This is a genomic window from Nonomuraea sp. B208, assembly GCF_057536035.1.
This window is the reverse complement of the sequence record NZ_BAAJOU010000027.1, coordinates 735,546-760,416: the sequence shown is the minus strand read 5'-3', so window position 1 is coordinate 760,416 and position 24,871 is coordinate 735,546. Positions and strand designations below refer to the sequence as shown.

General features: G+C 71.3%; 18 protein-coding genes and 1 pseudogene. 8 read left to right on the top strand and 11 right to left on the bottom strand.

Annotated features, from left to right (window positions below; genetic code table 11):
• Positions 1 to 46 precede the first annotated feature (46 nt).
• Entirely contained in the window at positions 47 to 1,279 is a 1,233-nt protein-coding gene (locus tag AC27IY_RS35180; RefSeq protein WP_487180621.1) for an alpha/beta hydrolase family protein, read from the top strand.
• Positions 1,280 to 1,322: 43 nt separating this feature from the next.
• On the opposite strand, the gene AC27IY_RS35175 is transcribed toward AC27IY_RS35180, so the two are convergent.
• On the bottom strand, positions 1,323 to 2,069 hold the full coding sequence (locus AC27IY_RS35175) for a hypothetical protein (RefSeq protein ID WP_487180620.1): 747 nt from the start codon (positions 2,067 to 2,069) through the stop codon (positions 1,323 to 1,325).
• A gap of 152 nt (positions 2,070 to 2,221) precedes the next feature.
• Here AC27IY_RS35175 and AC27IY_RS35170 point away from each other — a divergent pair, with 152 nt between their 5' ends.
• Genes AC27IY_RS35170 through AC27IY_RS35155 form a run of 4 tightly spaced genes read left to right on the top strand, consistent with a single transcriptional unit; the run spans position 2,222 to position 7,000 of the window.
• Positions 2,222 to 3,532, top strand: coding sequence for a purine-cytosine permease family protein (locus AC27IY_RS35170; RefSeq protein ID WP_487180619.1), 1,311 nt, complete (start codon positions 2,222 to 2,224; stop codon positions 3,530 to 3,532).
• A 14-nt stretch (positions 3,533 to 3,546) separates the two neighbouring features.
• Positions 3,547 to 5,136 carry a hydantoinase/oxoprolinase N-terminal domain-containing protein gene (locus tag AC27IY_RS35165; protein ID WP_487180618.1) on the top strand — a complete coding sequence of 530 codons (1,590 nt, stop codon included), beginning with the start codon at positions 3,547 to 3,549 and terminating at the stop codon, positions 5,134 to 5,136.
• Positions 5,121 to 6,236 (top strand): S-methyl thiohydantoin desulfurase family protein, encoded by a 1,116-nt coding sequence (locus AC27IY_RS35160; RefSeq protein WP_487180617.1) that lies wholly within the window; start codon positions 5,121 to 5,123, stop codon positions 6,234 to 6,236. The genes AC27IY_RS35165 and AC27IY_RS35160 overlap by 16 nt, the downstream gene beginning before the upstream one ends.
• 44 nt (positions 6,237 to 6,280) lie before the next feature.
• Positions 6,281 to 7,000 (top strand): FadR/GntR family transcriptional regulator, encoded by a 720-nt coding sequence (locus tag AC27IY_RS35155; protein WP_487180616.1) that lies wholly within the window; start codon positions 6,281 to 6,283, stop codon positions 6,998 to 7,000.
• Here AC27IY_RS35155 and AC27IY_RS35150 read toward each other — a convergent pair.
• From AC27IY_RS35150 to AC27IY_RS35110, 9 genes are all read right to left on the bottom strand, one after another.
• Positions 6,997 to 8,055 carry a LacI family DNA-binding transcriptional regulator gene (locus AC27IY_RS35150; protein WP_487180615.1) on the bottom strand — a complete coding sequence of 353 codons (1,059 nt, stop codon included), beginning with the start codon at positions 8,053 to 8,055 and terminating at the stop codon, positions 6,997 to 6,999. The two genes, AC27IY_RS35155 and AC27IY_RS35150, sit on opposite strands and share 4 nt — an antisense overlap.
• A gap of 5 nt (positions 8,056 to 8,060) precedes the next feature.
• Positions 8,061 to 12,023, bottom strand: coding sequence for a carboxypeptidase regulatory-like domain-containing protein (locus AC27IY_RS35145; RefSeq protein WP_487180614.1), 3,963 nt, complete (start codon positions 12,021 to 12,023; stop codon positions 8,061 to 8,063).
• A gap of 79 nt (positions 12,024 to 12,102) precedes the next feature.
• On the bottom strand, positions 12,103 to 13,005 hold the full coding sequence (locus AC27IY_RS35140) for a DUF6807 domain-containing protein (RefSeq protein WP_423476088.1): 903 nt from the start codon (positions 13,003 to 13,005) through the stop codon (positions 12,103 to 12,105).
• The gene (locus tag AC27IY_RS35135; RefSeq protein WP_423476089.1) at positions 13,002 to 14,096 is read right to left on the bottom strand and encodes a Gfo/Idh/MocA family protein; all 1,095 of its coding nucleotides are present in this window, start codon (positions 14,094 to 14,096) and stop codon (positions 13,002 to 13,004) included. Before AC27IY_RS35135 ends, AC27IY_RS35140 begins: the two co-directional genes overlap by 4 nt.
• Positions 14,097 to 14,120: 24 nt before the next feature.
• The gene (locus AC27IY_RS35130) at positions 14,121 to 15,407 is read right to left on the bottom strand and encodes an ABC transporter substrate-binding protein (protein WP_344207625.1); all 1,287 of its coding nucleotides are present in this window, start codon (positions 15,405 to 15,407) and stop codon (positions 14,121 to 14,123) included.
• A 23-nt stretch (positions 15,408 to 15,430) separates the two neighbouring features.
• Complete coding sequence (locus AC27IY_RS35125) at positions 15,431 to 16,258, bottom strand: carbohydrate ABC transporter permease (RefSeq protein ID WP_423449600.1); 828 nt, start codon at positions 16,256 to 16,258, stop codon at positions 15,431 to 15,433.
• The gene (locus AC27IY_RS35120; protein ID WP_487180796.1) at positions 16,251 to 17,153 is read right to left on the bottom strand and encodes a carbohydrate ABC transporter permease; all 903 of its coding nucleotides are present in this window, start codon (positions 17,151 to 17,153) and stop codon (positions 16,251 to 16,253) included. Before AC27IY_RS35120 ends, AC27IY_RS35125 begins: the two co-directional genes overlap by 8 nt.
• 416 nt (positions 17,154 to 17,569) lie before the next feature.
• A complete protein-coding gene (locus tag AC27IY_RS35115; protein WP_487180613.1) occupies positions 17,570 to 18,580 on the bottom strand; it encodes a LacI family DNA-binding transcriptional regulator in 1,011 nt (336 codons plus the stop codon).
• A gap of 116 nt (positions 18,581 to 18,696) precedes the next feature.
• On the bottom strand, positions 18,697 to 19,650 hold the full coding sequence (locus AC27IY_RS35110; protein ID WP_487180795.1) for a LacI family DNA-binding transcriptional regulator: 954 nt from the start codon (positions 19,648 to 19,650) through the stop codon (positions 18,697 to 18,699).
• Positions 19,651 to 19,797: 147 nt separating this feature from the next.
• On the opposite strand from AC27IY_RS35110, the gene AC27IY_RS35105 reads away from it, so the two are divergent.
• The gene (locus AC27IY_RS35105) at positions 19,798 to 22,218 is read left to right on the top strand and encodes a glycoside hydrolase family 2 TIM barrel-domain containing protein (protein WP_487180612.1); all 2,421 of its coding nucleotides are present in this window, start codon (positions 19,798 to 19,800) and stop codon (positions 22,216 to 22,218) included.
• On the opposite strand, the gene AC27IY_RS35100 is transcribed toward AC27IY_RS35105, so the two are convergent.
• The gene (locus AC27IY_RS35100) at positions 22,215 to 22,481 is read right to left on the bottom strand and encodes a hypothetical protein (protein ID WP_423476093.1); all 267 of its coding nucleotides are present in this window, start codon (positions 22,479 to 22,481) and stop codon (positions 22,215 to 22,217) included. The two genes, AC27IY_RS35105 and AC27IY_RS35100, sit on opposite strands and share 4 nt — an antisense overlap.
• Positions 22,482 to 23,123: 642 nt before the next feature.
• Here AC27IY_RS35100 and AC27IY_RS35095 point away from each other — a divergent pair.
• Both AC27IY_RS35095 and AC27IY_RS35090 read left to right on the top strand, forming a co-directional pair.
• Positions 23,124 to 24,084: pseudogene (locus AC27IY_RS35095) on the top strand (right-handed parallel beta-helix repeat-containing protein); the annotation flags it as partial.
• A 54-nt stretch (positions 24,085 to 24,138) separates the two neighbouring features.
• Positions 24,139 to 24,861, top strand: a complete 723-nt coding sequence (locus tag AC27IY_RS35090; RefSeq protein ID WP_487180794.1) for a carbohydrate-binding protein — start codon at positions 24,139 to 24,141, stop codon at positions 24,859 to 24,861.
• Positions 24,862 to 24,871 lie beyond the last annotated feature (10 nt).

Sequence of the window (24,871 nt, the reverse complement as noted above, 5' to 3'; positions counted from 1 at the left end):
TGACTTTATACACCGGGCGTATACTCTCAAGGTATAGTCGCTCGGCATGAGTCAGATGATCGACGACCGAACGCGGACGAAGCCCTTTGCACTGCTGACAACCTGGCGGCGAGGCCGGCGGGCCGCCGTCGCCGGGCTCGTCGCCGTGATGGCCGTGTCCGGCCTCGCGCCCGTCGCCGCCGCTTCCGCGTCCGCCTCCGCCTCCGCTGAGCCGTATCTGCCCGCGCCCACCGGCGCGCGGCCGGTCGGCACCACATCCCTGCACCTCAAGGACGCCTCGCGCCCCGACCCCTGGGTCCCCAGCGTGAAGGCTCGCGAGCTCATGGTCTCGCTGTGGTATCCGGCCGAGGCGCCGGGCCGCCACCGCGCCCGGTACATGACGCCCAAGGAGTCCGAGCTGCTGCTCAAGGACGGGGACATCACCAGCGTCCCGGCCGACATCCTGAGCAAGGTGCGCACCCACGCCTTCACCGACGCCCGCCCCGCGGGACGCCCGCACAGCCTGCCCCTCGTCGTGCTCTCTCCCGGGCACAGCAAGCCCAGGTCCGAGCTCACGGCCCTGGCCGAGGACCTGGCAAGCCGGGGATACGTGGTGGCCGCCATCGACCACACCTACGAGAACGTCGCCCAGACCTTCCCCGACGGGCGGGTCACGACCTGCGTCACGTGCGAGATGAAGAAGGGCCCGGCCGAATGGGTGAAGCTGGAGAAGGGCCGGGCCGCTGACGTCTCCTTCGTGCTGGACGAGCTGACCGGCACGCGCCCGAAGTGGAAGTACGCGCGGCTGATCGACACCTCCAGGATCGGCATGTCCGGTCAGTCCGCCGGCGGCGCGAGCACGCTGTCGGCCATGGCCGCCGACCGCCGGTTGCGTGCCGGCATCGACGTGGACGGCACGGTCGAGGCCCCGCTTCCCGAGGGCGGGCTGTCGCGGCCGTTCCTTCTGCTGGGCAAGCCCGCCACGTACACGCCTGGGAAGCCCGGGACCGCCGCCAACTGGGAGAGCGTCTGGGCGGGGCTGCACGGCTGGAAGCGCTGGCTGCTGGTGGACGGGGCCGCGCACACGTCCTTCACCGACCTCGGTGTGCTGGTCGACCAGTTCGGCATCGAGGACGGCGCCGACATCCCCGGCGCCCGCGCCATGGCCATCACCCGCAGGTACGTCGCGGCCTTCTTCGACCAGCACCTGCGCAAGAAGCCGCAGCCCTTGCTCGACCAGCCGTCGGCGAGCTACCCGGAGGTCAAGTTCTGCGCCCCGGAGAAGAAGACCTGCGCGTAGCGCCGGCCCGCGCATCCTGAAGCCATCACGATCAGCGCAGCGGTTACCAGCTGAGCATCTTCGGACGGCTGGCTGGGGCAGGCAGCCGGTTACGCAGCACCTGCGCGCCCAGCGGGACCAGGGCCACGCAGAGCAGGCCGGTGACCAGGACGTCAGGGATGGAGGCGCCCTTCAGCACGCCCACCCAGGTGCCCCCGGCCAGCAGCAGCATCGCGGCGCGGGCGGTGCCGAAGACGCCCGATCGCCAGGCGGCGACGGCCAGGAGGAGCGAGCCCGCGTACTGGCCGACCGAGGCCCAGACCGGCACCCGCCACGGCCCGTAGGAGATGTCGACGTACTCCTTCATGATCGCGTTCGTCGCCTGGTCCAACCCGATCACCTCGGTGAGCTGGAAGGCGGTCTGGTCGGCGCCGGCGAAGTACAGGCGGGAGAAGAGCCCGGCGGCCAGCAGCGTGGCGCCCCACCAGGCGAGGCCGCCGCCGATCCGCTGAGCCAGGGCGACGAAAGCGGGGAAGAGCAGCACCGCCCCCAGCGCGAAGACCGCATAGGCGAGGGTGAGCAGGGCGGGCGCTGAGGTGTACGCGAGGAGTTGGCCGTAGGCGGCGAAGGGCTGTGCCTCCGCCCACGCGTGCTGCTGAGGGGTGAGGGCGGTGATTGTGCCCAGGTGACGCAGCAGGTATCCGGCGCACATGATCAACGGCCCCAGCACGAGCGTCGCACCGCTGATCCACCGTCCGGGGAAGAACGTGTTCATGGGAGCGAGCCTGCCGAGAGCGAGCTGGGAGATCATCTGCCGATCGTCAACCGTCGTCCCCGTCGAAAGTCAGGTCGCACTCTGGGATGCGCCGTACCGCTGGAATAGGGGCGTCCCGCCTCTTCCCGTGATCACTTACGCCGACGTAGCGTTCGCATGAAAAGACCGCTTCGGCCAGAAGGGGCTTCATGCGTTCCACCTCGGTGCCGGCCTTACCCGGCGACACTCCCGCACGCGACGACTACGCCTTGGAACGAGTTCCGCCCTCCGCCCGCTACGCATGGCCCACGGTCGCGATTCAGCGCTTCGGGTTGCTGTCGGCGCTGAGCCAGTTCCTCCTCGGGGCCACGCTGGGCATGGGCATGACGTTCTGGAACGCCGTCGTGGCCATCACCCTCGGCGCGGTGATCCTGGAGTTGGTGGCCGTCGCGGTCGGCATCGCCGGCATGCGGGAAGGCATGTCCACCACGGTGCTGGCCCGGTGGGCCGGGTTCGGGCGGCACGGGTCGGGGCTGGTCGGGATCGTGGTCGCGGTCTGCCTGCTGGGCTGGTTCGGCGTGCAGTCGGCGGTCCTCGCTCAGGGGCTCGCCGCGTTGCTCGGCGGGCCGCCCGTCTGGGCGTGGGCCATCGTCGGAGGGCTGGTGATCACGGCGATCGTGGTGGTCGGGTTCGCCGGGATGGCCTGGACGGCCTGGATCACCGTGCCGGCCTTCCTGGCGCTGGCCGGCTGGGCCGTCGTCGTCGAGCTCGGCAAGCACGACGTGGCCGACCTGGTGGCGTCCGCGCCGCCCGGCACGCCGTTGAGCCTGGCGCAGGGCGCCACGCTGGTCGCGGGTGGCTTCATCGTGGGCGCGGTCATCAGCCCGGACATGTGCCGCTTCAACCGCAGCGCGGCCGACGTGGTCAAGCAGACCGTCATCGGGATCACGCTCGGCGAGTACCTGCTGGCCCTCATCGGCGTCCTGCTCGCGCACGCGCTGCGCACCGGTGACGTGGTGGCGATCATCACCACCACCTCCGGCGTCGTCGGCACCGTCGTGCTGCTCACCGCCACCCTGAAGACCAACGACTGGAACCTGTACGCGGCTTCCTTGGGGGTCACCAACGCCCTGCACAGCATCTTCGGCGTGCGGCTCGGGCGGGCGGCCGTCACCGTCGGCCTCGGGGTGATCGGCACGGCGCTGGCCGCCCTCGGCATCGCCGACCACCTCGTGGACTTCCTGGTGCTGCTCGGTGTCGCCGTCCCGCCGATCGCCGGGATCATGATCGCCGAATACTACGTGGTGCGGCGGTGGCGGGAGGAGTTGACGTCGTCGCGGCGCAGCGGCGGCCTGCCCGACGAGGCGCCGAACTGGGTGCCCGCCGGACTCGTCGCCTGGGTGATCGCCGCCTTCGCGGGGCACTACCTGGCGTGGGGCATCCCCGCGCTCAACGCGCTGGTCATCGCCGCGCTCGTGTACGTGGCGGCGGGCAAGGCCCGCCTGTGGACGCAGTCCTGAACGAAGGAGTACGGGTGCGCATAGGGATCGACGTGGGAGGCACCCACACCGATGCCGTCATCATGGACCAGACCACCGTCCGGGCCGAGATCAAGACGGTGACGACCCCGGACGTCACCACGGGGATCGTCACCGCTCTGCGTGAGTTGCTGGCCGCCGGCCGCATCGGCAGGGACCAGGTCTCCGCGGTCATGATCGGCACCACGCATTTCACCAACGCCCTGGTCACGGGCCGGCACCTCGCGCCGACCGGCGTCGTCCGGCTCGCCCTGCCCGCCACCGCGGCCCTGCCTCCCATGGTGGACTGGCCGCACCGCCTGCTGTCCGCGATCAGCCCGTCCGTGCACCTGTGTCACGGCGGCCACGAGTTCGACGGCAGGCTCATCTCCCCGCTCAGACCCGACGAACTCAAACGCGCCGCCGCCGAGCTGCACGCGCGCGGCATCGACACGGTGGCCGTCTCCTCGGTGTTCTCACCGGTGGCCACCGACCTGGAGGAACAGGCCGCCGCCATCCTGCTGGCCGAGCTGCCGCACCTGCACATCAGCCTGTCGCACCAGATCGGCCGGGTCGGTCTCCTGGAGCGGGAGAACGCCACCATCGTCAACGCCTGCCTCCGCCGGCTGGCCGACCAGATCGTGGACGCGTTCGCCGGCGCGCTCGAGGCCGTCGGGGTGACGGCGCCGCTGTTCCTGTCGCAGAACGACGGCACGCTCATGGACGCCGAGTACACGCGCCGCTATCCGGTGCGCACGTTCGCCTCCGGCCCCACCAACAGCATGCGCGGCGCGGCCTATCTGTCCGGGCTGAGCGACTGCGCGGTCGTGGACATCGGCGGCACCACCACCGACGTGGGAGTGCTGACCAACGGCTATCCGCGGGCGGCCACCGGCGAGGTCGACATCGGCGGGGTGCGGACGAACTTCCGCATGCCGGACGTGCTGTCCATCGGCCTCGGCGGCGGGAGCCGGGTCGTCACCGGCCCCGCGCTGGAGGTCGGCCCGGACTCGGTCGGTTACCGGCTGACCGAGCAGGCGAAGGTCTTCGGGGGAGGCGTCCTGACCGCGACGGACCTGGCGGTCGCGGCCGGCCTGGCCGACATCGGCGATCGCGCGCTGGTGGACCACCTGGACCGCGACCTGGTCCGGCAGGGCATCGACTGGATGGCCACCCGCGTGGCCGACCTGGTCGAACGCATGCGCGTGTCGTCCGCTCCGCTGCCGGTCGTGGTCGTCGGCGGCGGCAGCGTCCTCATGCCGCCGGACCTGCCGGGCATCCCCTCGGTGCACCGGCCCGAGCATCACGCCGTGGCCAACGCCATCGGCGCCGCCATCGGGCAGATCGGCGGCGAGGTGGACCGGCTGTTCGCGATCACCGCCGCGCTCAGCCGGGAGGACGTGCTCGACCAGGCTCGCGCCGAGGCGATCGACCGGGCCGTCGCCGCGGGCGCCGCCCCCGGCAGCGTCCAGGTCGTGGACATCGACGAGGTGCACGTGGCGTACCTGCCGGGCAACGCGGTCCGCGTCCGGGTCAAGGCCATCGGTGATCTCGACCTCAGCCGCTCACGTACCCCTGAGGAGGACCGGCCATGGGTGACGACCTGACGCTCGAAGACGTACGTGACCTGGCCGAAGGCGCGGCCCTGCTGGGCACCGGAGGCGGCGGGGACCCCTACATCGGGCGCATGCTGGTGGAACGGCAGCTTCGCGCCGGCCGGCGCATCCACGTCATCGGCGTCGACGAGCTGCCTGACGACGCCCTGGTGCTGCCGTCGGCGATGATGGGGGCGCCCACGGTCTTCGTGGAGAAGCTGCCGTCCGGCGACGGCAACCTCGCCGCCCTGCGTGCCCTCGAACGACATCTCGGCCGCTCCGCCGCCGCCACCATGCCGATCGAGTGCGGCGGGCTCAACAGCATGATGCCGTTGCTGCTGGCCGCCCAGGCCGATCTGCCCGTCGTCGATGCCGACGGCATGGGCCGCGCCTTCCCTGAGCTGCAGATGGAGACGTTCGCCGTCTACGGTGTGCCGGGCAGCCCGATGTCGATCGCCTCCGATCACGGCGACGTCGGCATCGTCGAGGCGGTCGACAACCGGCGGATGGAGCACCTGGCCCGTGCGCTGACCATCCAGATGGGCGGCGCCGCCTACATCTGCGACTATCCGATGGACGCGGCGACCGTACGGCGCACCGCCATCCCCGGCACCCTCACCCTCGCCCGGCGCCTGGGGGCCACGCTCCGGCGCGCCCGCCAGGAGCACGCCGACCCGTTCGCCGCACTCAGCGCCACCCTCGCCGACACCATCTACACCCACAGCCGGGTGCTGTTCGCCGGCAAGGTGGTCGACGTCGACCGCAGAACCGTCGACGGGTTCGCCCGCGGCCGCGTCACGCTGGCCGACGCGGCCGACGACGGGGACACCCTGGAGATCGTCTTCCAGAACGAGCACCTCGTGGCCCGCCGCGGCGGGCGCGTCCTGGCCATCGTGCCCGACCTCATCTGCACGCTGAACAGCGAGACCGGAACGCCCGTCACCACCGAGGCGCTCAGCTACGGCCAGCGGCTGACCGTCTTCGCCATCTCGACCCCGCCGATCATGCGTACCCCGGAGGCGCTGGAGGTCTTCGGGCCGGCCGCCTTCGGGCTGCACGAGCCCTACACGCCGGTGGAGGACCTGAACCAGCCGATGCCGGCGAGGAGGTAGAGCGGGGCGACGACCACGCCAGGGGCAGATGGCATGATTCCGCCATGACGGAGATCGGGAGAGCCGGCGCGCACGACCGGGTGGTCAGCAGTCTGGGCGCGGCCATCGTCAACGGCGACATCGGCCCTGACGCCGACCTCGACGTGCCGGCGCTGCAGGACCGCTTCGCGGTGAGCAGGACCGCCGTGCGCGAGGCGCTGCGGGTGCTGGCCGCCAAGGGCCTGGTGGGGGCCAGGCCCCGGCGGGGCACCTTCGTCGCGCCGCGGCAGCAGTGGGCGCTGCTCGACGCCGACGTGCTGCGCTGGCGTTTCGCGGACCGCGTGGACGAACGCTTTCTCGACGAGCTGGGCGAGGTGCGGCTGACCGTCGAGCCGGCCGTGGCGCGCATGGCGGCGCAGCGCCGCACCGATCGCGACCTGGCCGATCTGGAGGACGCGCTGGCCGGGATGCGGGCGGCCGTGGGCCGGCCGGTCGGCGAGCACGTGGAGGCCGACCTGGCCTTCCATCACGCGCTGCTCCGGGCGGCGCACAACGAGCTGATGGCGCAGATGACCACCGCCATCGAGGCCGGGCTGCGGCTGCGCGACCAGTTCGTGCACACGGCGCTCACCGGCGAGTCCGCCGACAAGCACGCCGAGGTGCTGCTCGCCGTACGCAGGCAGCGGCCCAAGGCGGCCGAGACCGCGATGCGAGCGCTCGTCGAACGCTCGATCGCGGACGTCGAGCTGGCCAGGCAGGTGCACGGCGAGCAGTCCGGCCGCTAGCCGGGGCGGCGAGGAGGTGTGCTCTCCCGGAGGACGACCTCGGCGGGCAGCCGCACGTCAGCTTCCCCGGACCCGTCGCCGGACCCGTTGTCGGACAGGGCCAGGCGCATCGCGCTCAGCCCCGCCTCCCGTAACGGGACCGTCACCGAGGTGAGCGCCGGCCGGACGTCGCTGGCCGAGTCGATGTCGTCGAAGCCCGCCACCCCGAGGTCCCTCCCGGGCAGCACCCCGGCGTCGCGGAGGGCCGTCATCGCGCCGATCGCCATCACGTCGTTGACCGCGAACACCGCCTCGACGTCCTCGAACCCCCGCTCCACCAGCCGCCGGGCCGCTTCGTAGCCGCCCGTGCGGGTGAAGCCGGTCTCGACGGCGAGCGGCTCCGGCGCCCCCGCCGCGGCCAGCTCCGCCAGGAAGCCCTCGTGCCGCTCCCGCGAGGTGCGGATCTCCGGCGCCGCGTGGAACACCGCGAACCGCCGGTATCCCACGCCGAGCAGCGCGCGGGCCAGCGCGGCGGCCCCGCCCCTGTTGTCCACGGTCACCGTGGCGAACGGCAGGTCCCGCTGGCTGATCAGCACCACCCGGCCGCCGGCCGTGCGGTATTCGGCCAGTTCCTCGACGAGCGTCTCCCGCAGCCCGGTGCCCTCGATGCGGCTGCCGGTCACGATGATCACCCTGGGCCGCTGCCCCCGGAGCGTCCTGACAATCTCCAGCTCCCGCTCCGGCGAGCCGTCGGCCACCGCCATGGTGACGATCAGCCCGGCCGCCTCCGCCGCCTGGACGACCCCGGCGGCGATGGCGGAGAAGTAGGGGTCGGCCACGTCGCGCACCACCAGCGCGACGGTCCTGGTCGAGCCCTTGGCGATGGCCTGCGCCGACAGGTGCGGCTCGTAGTTGAGCTTGGCCGCCGCCGCCCGGACGCGGGAGACGTTCTCCGACCTGACGTTGCGCGAGCTGCCGTTGAGCGCGCGCGAGGCGGTGGCGACCGACACTCCCGCCTCTCTGGCGACGTCGTGCAGAGTCGGGGGGGAGAAGGGGGCTGCGGACCCGTCAGTCATGGCGGTCATTTTGTCATCACCGTCAACGGCCGGCTCCTGGTCACGCCGGCCGCGTTCGCCAGCTCGGCGACGTAGGTGTGCTCGCCCGCCGGGCGGCCTTCGAGCACGGTCGCGGCGGTCTGGGCGGCCGGGGTCGCGGCGGTGAGCCGCTGGGTGTCGACCAGGACGCCGTCCTCGTAGAGCCGGTACGTGGTGGCGTTGGTGCCCCACCACATGTTCATCCGGATCGTGTAGTCGCCGTCGCGGTCCCAGTTGTCGCTGCTGAGCACCGGCGTGCCCGGGTTCGCCTCGGTCACCTTCACCGTGACGGAGGTGGTGGCGGTGCGGCCGGCCTGGTTGATCAGCTCGCCGGTGTAGACGTAGGTGCCGTTCACCCGGCCGCCGACGGGGACCGTGGCCTGCTGGGCGGCGGGGGTGCGCGGGGTCAGGTCACGCCTGGCGATCTCCTTGCCGTTCTCGTACAGGACGAGGACGCTGGCGTTGACGCCGTACCAGAGGTTCATGGTCACGTCGTAGGCGCCGCGCCGCAGGTCGGCGCCGGTGGCCGAGAGCGTGCCGCGGGCCGGGGGCTTGACGGCGCCGTCCTGGGGCGGCTCGGGCTCCGGGCGGGTGACCTTGACGAGGTAGGTGGCGTCCGCGGTGCCGTCCTCGGAGACCACCTTGACGGTGACCTCGGTGTCGCCGACCGGGAGCGGGATCGCCGGTGAGGCGGTGCCGCTCGCGACGGGCCCGCCCTGGACGGTGACGGCCGCCTTCGGGTTGAGCGCGGTGGGCGTGAACGTGATCCGGTCGTGCGGGACGGTCAGCGTGTACGCGCGGACGTCGGGATCGAAGGCGGGGTCGAGCGTGCCCGCGCCGGGGACGAGGGCGGACAGGGTGGTGTCCTGGGCGAGCGGGCCGCGCCTGATCCGCAGGGTGTGGGAGCCCTCGGTGCCGTCCTCGGCGGTGACCACGACGGCGACCTCGGCGCCCGTGTCGCCGAGCGTGATCTCGCGGATGGCCCGGGCCCCGTCCGCGCGCTCGCCGTCGATGGCCACCGACCTGGCGAACGGGCTGCGCGCCACGGCGGTCACCGTCACCTTCGACACGCGGGCCGGCACCTCCAGCACCCCGTCGGCGGGCGTGCCCTGGTCGGTGCTCAAGCTGAGCAGGCCGGCGTCGTCGCGGGCCAGCCCGACGCCCTGCGCGACGCGGATGTCGTCGAGGTCGATGCTGCCGTAGTTGGTGCTGGTGGCGCTGTACTCGAGCTTCGCGACGGCGTCCGCGGCGTTTCTGAAGGCGGCCCCTTCGAGCACCTTGCGGCCGTCGATCAGCAGGTCGAAGCGCTGGTTGACGGTGTCCATGACGGCGGCGACGTGATACCAGCGGCCCGGCTCGTACGCGCCCACGGTCTTCGTGGTCGCGCCGGCGTAGGCGACGATCGTGTCCTTGGTGAAGGCGAGGCTGACCGCGTTCTGGCCGCGCGCGTCCTTGATGTAGGGGACCGACCACCAGTGGTTGCCGGAGGAGTAGGGACGCTCGCTCCTGACGTTCGTCTCGACGGTCACGATGCCCTTGAGCGCGACGTCGCGGGTGAGGCTGGTGACGCCGCTGTTGGTCGTGCGGGTGAGCCGGACGCTCCGGTCGCCCGCCACCTCGACGATCTCGGCGCTGCCCCCCGCGGCGCTGACCGTCAGGCCGTCGCCGCTGGTGAGCGGGCCGGTGGGGAGCCGGTCGAAGTCATGGACGGCCACGTAGGTGGGTGCGGGGCGGACGAGGAGCAGCGAGCCGGCGGCGGCCGTGGCGGCCGCCTCGACCTTCGGGGCCGGCGTGGTCCTCGTCACGAAGCCGTCGGCGGTGGCGCGCAGCGTGTAGCCCTCGCCGATCGGCACGTTCGCAGCGGTGAAGGCGCCGTCGGGGCCGCTGGTGGCGGTGGCGAGCGTCTGGTCGCCGTCGCGTACGGTGACGGCGGCGCCGGGCAGCGGCTCGGCGGCCTGGTCCAGCACGCGGCCGGTGATCGTGCCGACCGTGCTGGTCGAGGCCATGGTGAGGGTGACGACGGTCACGTTGCCCCGCCGGACGTTCACCGTGGCCGTGGCGGTGGCGTAGCCGTTCCTGGTCGCGGTGACCTCGACGCCGTCGGCGAAGGGCACGTTCCCGATCGCGAACCGGCCGTCGGCGCCGGTGACGGACGTGGCCCCGGCGGCGGTCACGGTCGCGCCCGTGACGGGGGCTCCCGCCGGGGTGCGGACGGTGCCGGTGACGGCCTCGCCGGCGGCGCCGTCGGGGGTGGTGTACTCGAAGGCGCCGATGTCGGGGGCGCCGTTGTAGAGGGTCGCCCCGGCGTAGTCACGGCCGCCGTTCCCGGCGATCTCCGTGCTCGCGTCGATCGCGTACGAGCCGGAGGCGACGCGCAGGCCGTACGCGGTCTCCAGGGCGGGACCGGTCTCCGGGGTGCCGTAGGGGCCGTCGAGCGGGGCCTTGACGAAGCGCGGGTCGGCCGTGACCACGGCGTTCCGGTCGCCGGGCGGCACCGTGAGCGCCGCGCCGCCGTAGAGGTTGTGGCTGTAGGAGATGGTCGGGCTGGTCGTCAGCACCGCGCCCGCCCTGGTCGAGTGGAGCAGGTTGCCGGTGATGTCGTAGCGGGCCTCCAGGTAGCTGCCGTACCCGTAGATGAGGTAGCCCGACCGGTCGTTGTAGATGGTGTTGTTGTAGATCTTCGCGGTGGCGGCCCGGTCGGAGTGCAGGTAGATCTGGTAGCGGGTGTTGCCCGCGATGACGTTGTTCCTGACCACGGCGTCGCCGAAGCCGAACTGGCACAGCAGCACGCCGTCGCCGTTGCCGTGCAGGTAGTTGTACTGGACGACCTGCCGGGTGGTGCCCTTGTCCGGGTCGATGCCGTTGGAGTCGGCGCCGCCGGCCTTCTGCTGGGTCTCGTACACCTCGTTGAACTGGAACGTCACGTCGTCGGCGTAGTACGTCTCCATGCCGGAGGTGCCGGTGCGGTAGACGACGTTGCTCTCGACGAGGGCGCCGCGGATGTTGGTCAGGTACATGCCGTTGCACCCGTACGCGGTGCCGGCCTGGGTGATGTGGTTGTTCCTGATGACGATGTTCGTGTGCGGGGTGAACTTCGGGTCGTCCCGGTTCTCCCGGGTGCCCCAGCCGGTGGGCTCGGCGACGATCTCGCCGGCGTCGTTGCGGCCGTCGCCGGTGTACTGCTTGAAGACGATGCCGGCGAACGATGTGTCGGCGATCGTGGAGTTCTGGATCAGCACGTCGTTGAGCACGGTCGCGCGGTCCGGCGGTGCGCCGATGTCGGGCACCGTCGTGTCGAAGACGATGCCGCCGGTCTTCTTCGAGCCGTCCCAGCCGGTCTGGAAGCGGATGCCGGGCGCGTTGTTCGCCACGCTGCCGCCGATCCAGTTGACCTGGCCGGTGACGTCGTGCACGGCCACGCCGTCGATGACGAAGCCGTCGAGGGTCTGGCCGTTGTCGCCGGAGACGTGGATGCCGCGCAGGTCACGCAGGTTTTCGCCGGGCGTGCCGGTGGCCGGAACCTCGTTGCTGACCTCCAGGTTGCGGATGGTCCAGAACTCCTGGTTGAACAGCCGTACGGCGTCGCCGACCTGGCCCGCGGCGTCGATGCGCGGCTTGGCGCCCTCGCCGTAGCGGTCGACGGTGATCGGGGCGCCGCTCGCGCCGGAGCCCTTGGGCCAGAGCTGCTGGCCGGTCCACCGCTGCCCGGCGCGCAGCAGGATGCGGTCGCCGGGCTGGAAGGTGGTGGCGTTGACCTTGGCGAGCGACTTCCAGGCGTGCGTCTCGTCGAGCCCGGAGGCGGTGTCGTCGCCGCCGGTCGCGTCGACGTAGTAGGTGGTGCCGGCCGCGGCGGCGTGGGTCGTGGCCGCCGCCGCGGCCGGGGGCGCCAGGGCGGTGGCCGTCAGGGCCGCCGTCAGCAGGCGCAGCAGGATCGATCGGGCAGGGGGCATGGCCGTGCTCCTCATCAGGGGGTGGGCGCGGGCGCGCCGGCGGGAGGTCAGCTCGGTTCGGGGGCGCCTTCCGGCGGGGTCAGCGCAGCGCCTTGCGGCCCTGCTCGGCCAGCAGCGCGCTGCCCTCCTCGCCCCGGTCGCCGTCGGCGATCACGACCGCGTACCGGAAGGAGACGCTCTCGCCGTCCGGCAGCGCCAGCTCCTCGCTGAAGAACGGGGCCGGATTGAGGCAGGCGAAGTCCTCGGTGCGGGCGAACCACTGCGGCGGATGACGCGGGTTGGCCTGGTCGTCCACGATGACGATCGTCGAGTGGTCGCCGCTCTCGTCGTGCCGGCCGCGGAAGCCGAACCACTCGGCTCGTGTGCCCCGCAGCTCGTCGCCACCCGCCCCGTCCGGCGACTGGACGACGCCGTCGGTGAACGAGCGGGGGCCGCGCCAGAACAGGCCGCCGTAGCCGGCGTTCTCGCGGCCCTTGGTGGTCGGCGAGCCGAAGTCGAGCGTGGCGCCCGACACGTTGGTCATCGTCGTCTCGAGGACCAGCGCCCAGGTGAACGCGTCCACGACCGTGGCGCTCAGCGCGCGCCGCTCCTCGATGACGGGCGCGCCCTCCTGGGAGGTCCAGCCGAGGGTGTGCCCGATGACGAACCGGTCGCCGTCGGCCTCCAGCGTGGTCATCTCGCGGTGGGTGGCGCTGCCGTTGTTGGCGAGCTGGACGTACTCGCCCTCGACGTACGTCGGCCCGCCCCAGAAGTTGTGCTCGCCCACGTGCGGCAGCGACCAGGCGATGCCCTTGTGCCAGACGTGGTCGTGCGGCCGGAACAGCGACACGAGCGCGCCGCCGAGGGTGCGGATCGGGTGCACGTACGGCTTGGGCGACTCCAGCACCGGCGTGTCCGGGCGGTAGACGTAGGTGAACAGCTCCACGTCTCCCGCGCTGACGGCGACGGACCGCCCGATCGTGTGGACGGCGTGCAGGGTCATGCGTTCCTCCAGGGGGCGCCCGTGCCGTCCATGCGCCGGGCGAACGGGCTGTCGGCGGTGATCTGGCCGCTGCGGACGCGCTCGCCGGTGAAGGCGGAGGCGTACAGGGCGGCGATGAACTCCATCGTCCGGCGGGTGTCGGCGGTGCCGACGGGCGGCGGCCGGTCCTGGTCGAGCGCGTCGAGGACGGCGGCCAGCCAGCCCGCGTGCCCGCTGGCCTCCTCCGAGCGGTCCTTGTCCCACAGGGCCTGGACGTCCTCGTGGCCCGGCGCGGGGGTGACGGTCCAGTCGTCGTCGGTGTAGCCGTACAGGTGCTCGACCTCGACCGTGGCGTGCTCGTAGTCGAAGCGCAGCCCGGAGGTCTGCCGGGGGGAGACGACCGAGTTCACGACCGTGGCGAGCGCGCCGTTCTCGAACGTCACCAGCGCCATCGACACGTCCTCGGTGTCCACCGCGCGGGCCTGCCGGGCGGCCATCGCCGTGATCTCGCGCCACGGGCCGAGCACCGACAGCAGCAGGTCGAACTGGTGGATGCCGTGGCCCATCGTCGGGCCGCCGCCCTCGGACTCCCACGTGCCGCGCCACGGCACCGCGTAGTAGGCCTCGTCGCGGTACCACTGCGTGACGCAGGTGGCCAGCAACGGGCGGCCGAGGTCGCCCGCGTCCGCCAGGCGGCGCAGCCGTACGGCTCCGGGGCCGAAGCGGTGCTGCAGCACGGTCGCGACGCGCGCCCCGGTCCGCCGCTCGGCCTCGGCGAGCGCGTCGAACTCGGCCAGCGACAGCGTCGGCGGCTTCTCGATCAGCGCCGTCACCCCGGCCTCCAGGCACGCGTGGGCCAGCGGCGCGTGCGTCTGCGGCGGCGTGCACAGGTGCGCGAGGTCGAGCTCCTCCGCGCGCAGCAGCTCCTCCGCGCTTCCGTAGGCGCGGGCGGCTCCGCCGTACGTGGCGGCGAACTCGGCCGCCCGCCCGGCGTCCACGTCGGCCACGGCCACGAGGCTGACGCGGCCCTTCGTCTCCTGGATCGCCTGGGCGTGGGCGTGGGCGATCGCTCCGGTGCCGATGATCGCGGCCCGGTAGTTGCGTTCAGACATGTGTTCCTTCGCTGGTGGAGGAGGTCAGGCGCCGTCGATCTCGGCCTGGAGCTCGGCGATGAACGCCTTGGCCGCCTGTTCCGGCGTCTCCCGGTCGAACAGGACCTCCTCGGTGTGCCGCTTGATGATCGCCTCGATGGAGCTGGCGCCGTTCGGGGTCACGCGGGGGGCCGTGCCGACCTTGACGGTGTCGAGGTACTCGGCCGCCGCCTTGTCCGTCTCGTTGAGCTTCGGGGCGATGGCGGCGCGGATCTTCGTGTTGGCCGGGACGCCCCGGTCGGTCAGCAGGATGTCGGCCGCCTCCTGGCTGTTGGCCAGGAAGTCCACGAACAGCGCCGCCTCCGCCGGATGCTTGCTGCGTGAGGAGACCGACCAGAACATCGACGGCTTGAAGTACGCGCCCGGGGCGGACGCCTGCGACTCGCCGGGCAGCCTGAGCAGCTTCAACTGCTGGCCGCTGGCCGCCGTGAGCGAGGTGAGCTGGGTGTTCCACCAGGTGGCGAAGGCCGAGGCGTTGGTGGCGGTGCCCGACTGGTCGAGCGAGCCGCCGGCCCGCTCGATCGTCACCGACGGCGACGGGGCCGCGCCGCCCTTGCTCAGGTCCTTGATGAAGCTCCAGTAGCCGGCCAGCACGTTCTCCGGCACGGCGACCTTGCCCGCCTGGTCGAACAGCGCCGCCCCCTGCTGGCGGACCCAGATGTTCATGCTGCCCGCGTCGAAGCCGAAGGACTGCATGCCGGTGACCTTGCCGCCACCGGCCTTGGACAGCTCTTCGGCGGTCTTCTTCAGGTCGTCCCAGGTCCAGGTGGTGTCGTCGGGCAGCTTCACCTTGAGCTGGTCGAGCAGGGTGGTGTTGGCGACGATCGCGTACGTGCTCAGGCCGACGGGCAGCCCGTACTGCTTGCCCTCCACCACGCCCGTGTCCAGGGCGCTCTTGTCGAAGTCGGCGGTCTTGAGGTGCTGGGAGGCGGTGCCGAGGTCGAGCAGCGCGCCGCGCTCGGCGTACGAGGCGAGGTAGAGCTCGTCCATCTGGATGACGTCAGGGGCGTCGTTCGCGGCGACGGTCGTCGCGAGGCTCTCCCAGTAGCCGTTCCAGTCCTTGAACTCGCCCTTGACCGTGATGTTCGGGTGCTTCTTCTGGAAGGCGTCGATGACCTGCTGGGTGCGCTTGTGCCGTTCGTCGGCGCCCCACCAGGTGAAGCGGAGGGTCACCGGGTCCTTGGACAGCTCCTGGCTCGCGTTGCCGCCGCCGCCGCTGCCGCAGGCGCTGAGCAGGAGTGCCGCCGCGGCGGCAAGGGCGATTCTCTTCATGGTGGTTCCTGTTCGGTGGGGGGTCACTTGCCGCCGGTGGTGGCGATGCCCCGGATGAGGTACCGCTGGCCGACGAGGAAGGCGAGGAAGACCGGGGCCAGGGACACCACGCTCATGGCGAACATGGATCCCCACGAGGTGGACACGGTGGCGTCCACGAACGAGCGCAGCGCGACCGGGACCGTGTACATCTCCGGGTCGGTCAGGTAGATGAGCTGGCTGAAGAAGTCGTTCCAGGTCCAGATGAAGGTGAAGATCACCGTGGTGGCCAGCGCCGGCAGCATCAGGGGCAGGATGATGCGGACGAAGATCCGGGCGTGGCCGCAGCCGTCGATCCTGGCCGCCTCGTCCAGCTCGCGCGGCAGGCCGCGGATGAACTGCACCATGAGGAAGACGAAGAACGCGTCCGTGGCCAGGAACTTCGGGACCACCAGGGGCAGGAACGTGTTCACCCAGTCGAGCTGGGAGAACAGGATGTACTGCGGCACGATGATCACGTGGATCGGCAGCATGATCGTGCCGAGCATGACGGCGAACCACAGGCGCTTGCCGGTGAAGTCCAGCCGGGCGAACGCGTACGCGGCCATCGAGCAGGACACCAGGTTGCCGACGATGCAGGCCAGCACGAGGATGGCCGAGTTGAGCAGGTAGTGGCCGAAGGGGGAGGCCAGGGCGTTCCAGCCCTCGCCGTAGTTCTGGACCTGCAGGCTGTCGAGGATCAGGCCGGGGCGGCGGAAGATCTCGCTGTTGGGCCGCAGGGAGCTGACCACCATCCACAGCACCGGGTAGAGCATGACCAGGGCCAGGAGGATGAGGGCGGCGTGCTTGGCCGCCTTGCGAAGGTTAGTCATCGTAAACGACCCAGAATCGGGCGGCCCAGAAGTTGACCGCGGTGAACCCGGCGATGATCAGCAGGAGCAGCCAGGCGAGCGCCGAGGCGTAGCCCATGTCGAAGTTGCCGAACCCGCGCTGGTACAGGTAGAGCGTGTAGAACAAGGTCGAGTCCGACGGCCCGCCGCTGCCGCCCGAGACCACGAACGCCTGGGTGAACGACTGGAAGGCGTGGATGATCTGCAGCACCAGGTTGAAGAAGACGATCGGTGACAGCAGCGGGATCGTGATCCTCCTGAACTGCGTCCACCTGCCGGCGCCGTCGGTGGCGGCGGCCTCGTAGTACATGGCCGGGATCTGCCGCAGACCGGCCAGGAAGATCACCATCGGGGCGCCGAACGTCCACACGTTCAGGACGATCAGCGTCGACAGGGCCGTGTCGGGGTCGGAGATCCAGCCCCGCCCCTCGATGCCGACCACCGCGAGCACCTGGTTGACCAGGCCCTCGGCGCCGAAGATCTGCTTCCACAGCACCGCGATGGCCACGCTGGAGCCGAGCAGGGACGGCAGGTAGAACGCCGAGCGGTAGAAGGCCAGGCCGCGCAGCCCCCGGTCGAGCAGCAGCGCCAGGCCGAGGGCGCAGGCGAGCTGGAGCGGGACGGAGACGATGACGTAGACCAGTGTCACACCGAGCGCGTGGTGCAGCCGGGTGTCGCTCAGCATGCGGGTGAAGTTGTCCAGGCCGGTGAACTCCGGCGGCTGGATCAGGTTGTAGTCGGTGAAGCCGAGCGCGAACGAGGCCGCGATCGGGCCCGCCGTGATGAGCAGCAGACCGGCGAACCAGGGGGCCAGGAACACGAAGGCGGCCTTGTTCTCCTTCTTGCCGCCGAGAGTTCCGCCGCTGCCCTTGCGCATCCGCCGCAACTCGCCGAGAGCGCTCAAGCGGGCCTCCTCGACGCGATCATCCGTGACCTCCTGTCACCAAGGACGGGATCGGGACCGCCTTGGGAAAACGTATTCCGCAGTTTGCACGGACGTAACGTGAGCGTCAAGAGTGTTGCTTGAGCAACCGGCGAACTGTGTGGTCCGGGCGGCGGGGATCTGACCAGCACGGACGCGGCCGAGACGGGGGACGGGGGCTCGCGGGCCTGGCCGGGGCGCGTTTCCAGGGCTGCGGGACGCTTTTCGGTGGCGGTTACCGAGAGTCAAGGGCGCGAGAGGCGACGCGCGGACGCGGGGTCGCGGGGGAGTGGCGGAGGTCCGCGGCGGGTGGAGGCGGGGGTGGCTGGTGGCGCGGCGCTGCGGCGGGGATGGCTGGTGGCGCGGCGCGATCAGGCGGGGGTCGTCGGTGCCGTGGCGGGGCGGGTGCTGTCGCGGACGATCAGGCGGCCTTCGACGCTCATCCGGCGGCCCGTGCCGCCCTCGCCCAGCACGACGCGGATCGCCTCCGCCCCGACCTCCGCCAGCGGCAGCGCCACCGTCGTCAGCCGCGGTGTCACGTCATAGGCGAGCGGTATGTCGTCGACCCCCGTCACGGAAACGTCGCCCGGCACCCCCACACCGGCGGCGTGAAATGCCCTGAGCGCGCCGATGGCGACGATGTCGTTGACGGCGAGAACCGCCCCCACGCCGGCCATTCCCGAATCGGCCAGCCGGCGCGCGGCATCGACGCCGCCACGGCGGCTGACCTCGCACGGAACGAGCCGGATATCGCGTTCTTCGACGCCTCCGGCGCGCAGTCCCGCCACGAATCCGGCGGTGCGGTCGGCCAGGTTGCGCAGATTCCTGACACCGGCGAAAATCGCCACCCGGCGGTGCCCGATTTCCGCGACAAAGGCGCCCATGATCTGCCCGACCCGGAAATTGTCGAAGCCGATCGAGTCGAATTCCATGTCCGTCTCGCCGACGATGACGACGCGCCCGCCCTCCCGCTCGTACGCCCGCAGCTCCCTCGACAGCCGGACCTCGGCCTCGGCCGCCAGGAAGCGGTTGGAGGTGACCACGAGCGCGCGCGGGCGCAACGAGCGCAGCACGCGGACCGTCTCGGCCTGCCGCTCCGCGACGCCCATCGTGGCCGACACGGTGACGAACGCCCCGGCCGAGCGCGCCTCACGCTCCATGGCGGAGACCACCATGCCCATGGACGGCGTCGTGAGGTCGTCGGCCACGAGCGCGATCGAGTCGCTGGCCCGGCGCATCGCCCGGGCGGAGGCGTCCACCGTGTAGCGCAGGGCCGCCGCGGCGGCCAGGACGCGGGCCTCGTAGTCGGGGGCGACCTTCCGCGCACTGCCGCTCAGGACCCGCGACGCCGTGGAGATCGACACTCCGGCGGCCGCGGCCACGTCGTGCAGCGTGACCGTGGGCCTCGCCGCATGCGGCATCCCTTTTGTCCTTTCCGACGGTGACCGGTAATGAAGCGTACTGCCCTTCCCCCATGCTCGACCGGGCAGGCGGATCTTCAGGTCGAGTCGCCCTGGACGAGGTGGCATTCGCCGAGGTCGCCGAGGCTGGTGTCCGCGGGCGGGGACGGGTCGAGGAGGAGCTGGGTCAGGTGGTCCCAGGAGGTGGGCGGGCCGAAGCTGATGGTGGTCAGGCGGGGGCTGGTCTGCGTGGCCACCGGGGTGTCGTCCACGCCGACCACGCCCAGCTCCCGCGGCACGGCCCGGCCGATGACGCGGGCGGCGGCCAGCGCCGCCGCGGCGGTGTCGTCGTTGTAGCAGGCCAGGCCGGTGCCGTTGGGGAGGGCTGCGATGGCGTCCAGGTCGGCGTCGGCGCGGAGAGCCACGGTGATGACCTGGGGCTCGTCCAGGCCGGCGGCTTCGCATGCCTCGCGTACGCCCTGTTCGCGGGCGCGTAGCAGCACGTCGTCGCGGGCCTCCGCGAGGCGGGCGTAGGCGAGGCGCCGGTAGCCGCGCTGCATGAGATGGTCGGCCTGGAGTCGTCCGGCTCGCCAGCTCAGCCCGCCGCGCTGGGAGATCGCGTGGGCGATGTCGAGGGTGCGGACGCCGGCCGCGCGCAGGACGGTGCGCTTGGCCTCGGGCAGCTCGGACAGCGCGATGACCACCCGGGGGCGGGCGGCGTCGATCATCGCGGCGAAGGAGCGCGGAGAAGCGGTGGACGAGCACATGAGCAGCGACAGGCCGTGCTCGGCCAGCGCCTCGGTGAGCTGGTCGGCGACCTGGCTGAACTGGCTGTTCGGGGCGATGGGGAGCACGAGGAGCACGAGGTCGCTCTGTCCGCGGGCGAGCGCGCGGCCCGCCGAGTGGGGGCGGTAGCCGAGCTCGGCGACGGCGCGTTCGACGGCGTCGCGGGTGGCCTCGCTGAACCGGTCGCCGTGTCCGTTGAGGATGTAGCTGACCGTCGAGCGGGACACTCCCGCCCGCTGCGCGACGTCCTCGCTGCTGACCCTCATCGGCACGGGCACTCCTGTCGTCTCTTCCGGGGTGGTCGGTCTGCGGGGCGTGCTCGGATCCGATGGTAGACGGAGCGGCGGGCCACACCCTACGCTCGCGTTCACGCGCGTGATTCACACGCGTGAATTTGCCGAAGGAGCAAGCCTGTGATCCGCGAACCCTTCAACGACGGCTGGCGCGTCAGCGGCCGGACGTCCCTTTTCGAGCAGTTCATGCCGGCCGCCGCGACGACAGAGGTCACGCTGCCGCACGACGCCATGCTCGCCGCTGGCCGCTCCGCCGAGGGCTCGGACGGCTCGCACACCGGCTACCACCGGCCCGGAGCCTGGCGCTACGACAAGGACTTCGAGGTGCCGGCCGAGTGGGCGGGCAAGCGGGTGACGTTCGAGTTCGAAGGCGTGTACCGGGACGCGATGGTCTACGTCAACGACGTCTTCGCGGGTCAGTGGGCCAACGGCTATGCCACGTTCCACGTCGCGGCCGACCCGTACCTGCGCTACGGCGCGACCAACACCGTCCGCGTCGAGGCGCAGGCGCACAAGGACTCGCGCTGGTACAGCGGCGGCGGCATCCACCGCCCGGTGCACCTGCTGATCGGTGACCTGCTGCACGTCACCCCGGCCGGGCTGCGTGTGACCACCCCGCAGATCGACGACGACCTGGCCGTCGCCGCGGTCGCCACCGAGGTGATCAACGAGGGCACCGGCACCCGTACCGTCGACGTCCTGCTGCAGGTGCGCGACGGCGGCGGCGCGGTCGTGGCCGAAGACCGCGTCCCGCTGACCGTGCTGGCCGGGGAGCGGGCGACGGTGCGGCAGCGTGCCTACCTTCACCGGCCCGCGCTGTGGAGCGTGGACGCGCCCAACCTGTACACGGCGACCGTCCGGCTGACGGACGCGGGCGGGCAGGTGGACGAGGCGAGCACGACGTTCGGCGTCCGCAGCGTGACGGTGGACCCGGTTCACGGCCTGCGGATCAACGGCGAGACCGTCAAGCTGCGCGGTGCGTGCGTGCACCACGACAACGGCCCGCTCGGCGCGGCCGCCATCGCCCGCGCCGAGGAGCGGCGCGTCCAGCTGCTCAAGGACGCCGGGTTCAACGCCATCCGCTCCGCGCACAACCCGCTCAGCACGGCCATGCTGGCGGCCTGCGACCGGCTCGGCATGCTGGTCATGGACGAGACGTTCGACATGTGGACGGTGTCGAAGACCGACGACGACTACGCGCGCCGCTTCCCGCAGTGGTGGGAGCGGGACGTGGACGCCCTGGTCGCCAAGGACTTCAACCACCCGAGCGTGATCTTCTACTCCATCGGCAACGAGATCCTGGAGATCGGCACCCCGCACGGCGCCCGCTGGGGACGCCTGCTCGCCGAGCGCATCCGCGCCCAGGACCCGACCCGCCTGGTCACCAACGCGCTCAACGGCATGCTCGCGATCATGGACCTGATCCCGGCGCTCATGGCCCAGGCGGCGCCCGCCGAAAACGGTGGGTTCAACGATCTGCTGGACGGCATGGGCGCGCTCGCGGCGCTGCCGGAGGTCGGCGAGCGCATCGCCGAATCGGCCGCCGTACTGGATGTCGTCGGGCTCAACTACGGCGACTCCCGCTATCTCGCCGACCACGAGACCCACCCCAACCGGGTCATGGTCGGCACGGAGACCTTCCCCACGCAGATCGACCAGTACTGGAAGCTCGTCACCGAGCACGGCCACGTCATCGGCGACTTCACCTGGACGGGCTGGGACTATCTGGGCGAGAGCGGGATCGGCCGGCCGACGTACCCGGACGATCCGGTCGCTTTCGGCGCTCCGTACCCGTGGCTCACCGCCTCCACCGGCGACCTGGACATCACCGGCCGCCGCCGCCCGGTCTCCTACTACCGCGAGACGGTCTACGGTCTGCGCCGCGACCCCTACCTGGCCGTGCAGCGCCCCGAGCACCGCGAGCACCCCTTCCGGCCCAAGGGCTGGGCCTGGAGCGACTCCGTCGCGAGCTGGACCTGGGACGTCCCGGCCGGCACGCCCGTCACCGTCGAGGTGTACGCGGACGCCGACGAGATCGAGCTGCTGCTCGACGGCGTCACGGTGGCGAAGGCGCCGGTCGGTGTGGACAAGGCGTTCCTGGCGGCGGCCGAGGTGCCGTACGAGCCGGGCACGCTGGAGGCCGTCGCCTACCAGGACGAGACCGAGACCGGCCGCTGCCGCCTGGTCACCGCGGGCGCGCCCGCGCGGCTGCTCGTCACCCCCGACCGGCCGGGCCTCAGCACGGACGCGCAGGACCTGGCCCACCTCGACATCCGGCTCGTCGACGAGCACGGCACGGTCAACCCCGTCAGCGACCGCACGGTGACCGTCACCCTCGACGGCCCGGCGACCCTCCAGGCGCTGGGCACGGCGCGGCCGTCCACGGAGGAGCCGTTCCAGGCGAACTCCTGCACGACGTACGAGGGCCACGCGCTGGCGGTGCTGCGGCCCACGGGGGTGGACGGGCGGGTCACGGTCACCGTACGGGCCGACGGGCTGCCGCCGGCCACCGTCACCATCGAGGTGACACCTGGGACCTAGCCCTTCAGGCCCGAGCCGACCACGCCGCGGATTGAAGTACCGCTGGGCCTGTCCAGGTACGGGTCCAGCGCGGTGGCCGGCTCCTGCGCGTTGCCGCTCGCGCTGCCGGCCGCCGCGCCGCGCACGAAGTCCGGTGGCTCATTCGAGGTGAGCATCGCGTTGAGCCGCGTGCCGTCGTACTCGGGGAAGTTGATGGCGATTCCGGGGTTGTTGGACTCGAAGTCGGCGATGTGCTCCTTCGTCAGCTCGTCGCTCGTGAACATGACGGTCAGGGTGACGGGCCTTGCCGCCGCTGGATGGGCTGCCCGAGCTCGCGGTGCAGGCTCCGCTGAGTGATGCGGGACCTGACGAGCAGAATGCCGCCAGGCATGACTGATGTCAACAAGATCAGTACTACGACTCAGGAGAAAAGTACTACTATCTGCGTGCCACGAACAGCGCCGCGCGCAGGTCGGCGTGAAAGTTTCAGGCGTGACCGGCTCGTCGCCCTGAAGGTTCCTCGATGTTCCGAGGTCGGGCCGGCGGACGGAAACTCGGGCCTTGACGGCCCGATGTTCACACTCTTACTCTCGCAGTCGTTATATCGATTTAACCTCCCGACCCCCCAGGAGCTCCTCGATGAATGCCGCCCGATTACCCTTCACGATCGCGGCGCCCAGCGTTCGCCTTGTCGGCCGCCCCTGCTCGGCCGAAGACGCTGGAACCCTCCCTGAACTGGGATTTCGCTAGATCCGAAAGCCGGCTTCCGCATCCTTCGCGAAGCCCGCCCGATCGTCACGCTTACGCACAGCGCGACCCCCTCCCTGCCGCCTGTCTTAGTGCTTTCGCGCGCGCTCCCAGTGAATCGATTCATTCGTCGTCAGGCGCGCCATCGACGCCATCACTCAGTACGTAGCGGGAGTCCCATGATGAAACCCTGGAGGACGGCGGCACACGCCGCCCTGGTCGCGGCCGTCGTGGTGTGCCCCACCGCGCTCGTCGCGACGACCGCCCACGCGGCCGCCGGCGCCGTCTACTACGTCGCCCCCAACGGCAACGACGGCGCCGCGGGCACCCAGGCCGCGCCGTTCGCCTCGATCGCTCGCGCGCAGGCCGCCGCCCAGCCCGGAGACACCGTCTACCTCCGAGGCGGCACCTACACCTACACCAGGGCGAACAGCACCTGCTCAAGCCGGACCGCCAGAGTCGACGCGATCACTCTCAACAAGAGCGGCAGCCCAGGCAACCCGATCCGCTACTGGGCCTACCCGGGGGGAGAAACCGGTCTTCGACTTCTCCCGCATGACGGACGACTGCCGGATCAAGGGACTCAGCGTCACCGGCAACCACATCCACCTGAAAGGGCTGGAAGCCAGAGGCGTGCCGCAGAACAACAACCTGAACGCCGAGTCCTGGGGCATCTGGGTCTCCGGCAGCGACAACGTCTTCGAGCAGATCGACACGCATCATCACATGGGGACCGGCCTGTTCATCAGCGGCGGGGGCGGCAACCTGGTCCTCAACTCCGACGCGCACGACAACTACGACCCGAACAGCTCGGACGGGCCCGGCGAGAACGCCGACGGTTTCGGCGCCCACTACACGCCGGCCGGCCGCCCCGCGAACGTGTTCCGCGGCTGCCGTTCGTGGTGGAACGCCGATGACGGCTACGACCTCATCTCCACCTACTCGCCCGTGACCATCGAGAACTCGTGGTCCTGGCGCAACGGCTACCTGTCGGGGACCACGACGCCTTCCGGAAACGGCGTCGGCTTCAAGATGGGCGGGTTCGGCGGCGAATACGACGCCGGCGCGGTGAAGCACACCGTCCGCTTCTCGGTGGCCTTCCTCAACAAGGCGGCCGGCTTCTATTCCAACCACCATCCGGTGGCCAACGACTACTTCAACAACACCGGTTACGGCAATCGCCCCGACTTCAACATGCTGGGCATCGACGCGAGCGGCGCCGCGGTCGGCCGGGGCAACCTGCGCAACAACCTCGCCTACACCGGGACGCTGACGTCGAACATGGCCGGCACCAGCTCCGCGTACAACTCCTGGGATCTCGGCCTCACCCTGTCGGACGCCCAGTTCCAGAGCGTGTCGACCGCCGGATGGGACGCGCCCCGCCAGGCCGACGGCAGCCTGCCCGCGCTGCCGCACCTCCGGCTCGCCGCGAACAGCACCCTGATCGACAAGGGCGTCGACGTCGGCCTGCCGTACGCCGGGCGGGCTCCTGACCTCGGCGCTTTCGAGCGGCCCGGGGACACGCCGCCGACGGGCCGGCGTTACGAGGCGGAGACCGCGCCGGCGGTGTGCCAGGGCACGATCGACGCGAACTGGGCCGGCTTCTTCGGGAGCGGCTTCTGCAACGCCGACAACGCGACCGGCGCCTACGCCCAGTTCACGGTCAACGCGCCGGCAGCGGGCACGACCGCGCTCGGCATCCGGTTCGCCAACGGCGGCAGCGCCGCCAGGACCGCCAACCTGGTGGTCAACGGTTCCACGGTGGCCACGTTGTCGTTCGAGTCCACCGGCGCCTGGTCGACGTGGGTCACCAAGCCCGCGAACGTCTCCCTGAACGCCGGCACCAACACGATCCGGCTGGAGCCGACCACGGCGGCCGGACTGCCCAACCTCGACCACCTCGACGTCAACGCGTGAAAGGCAGCAC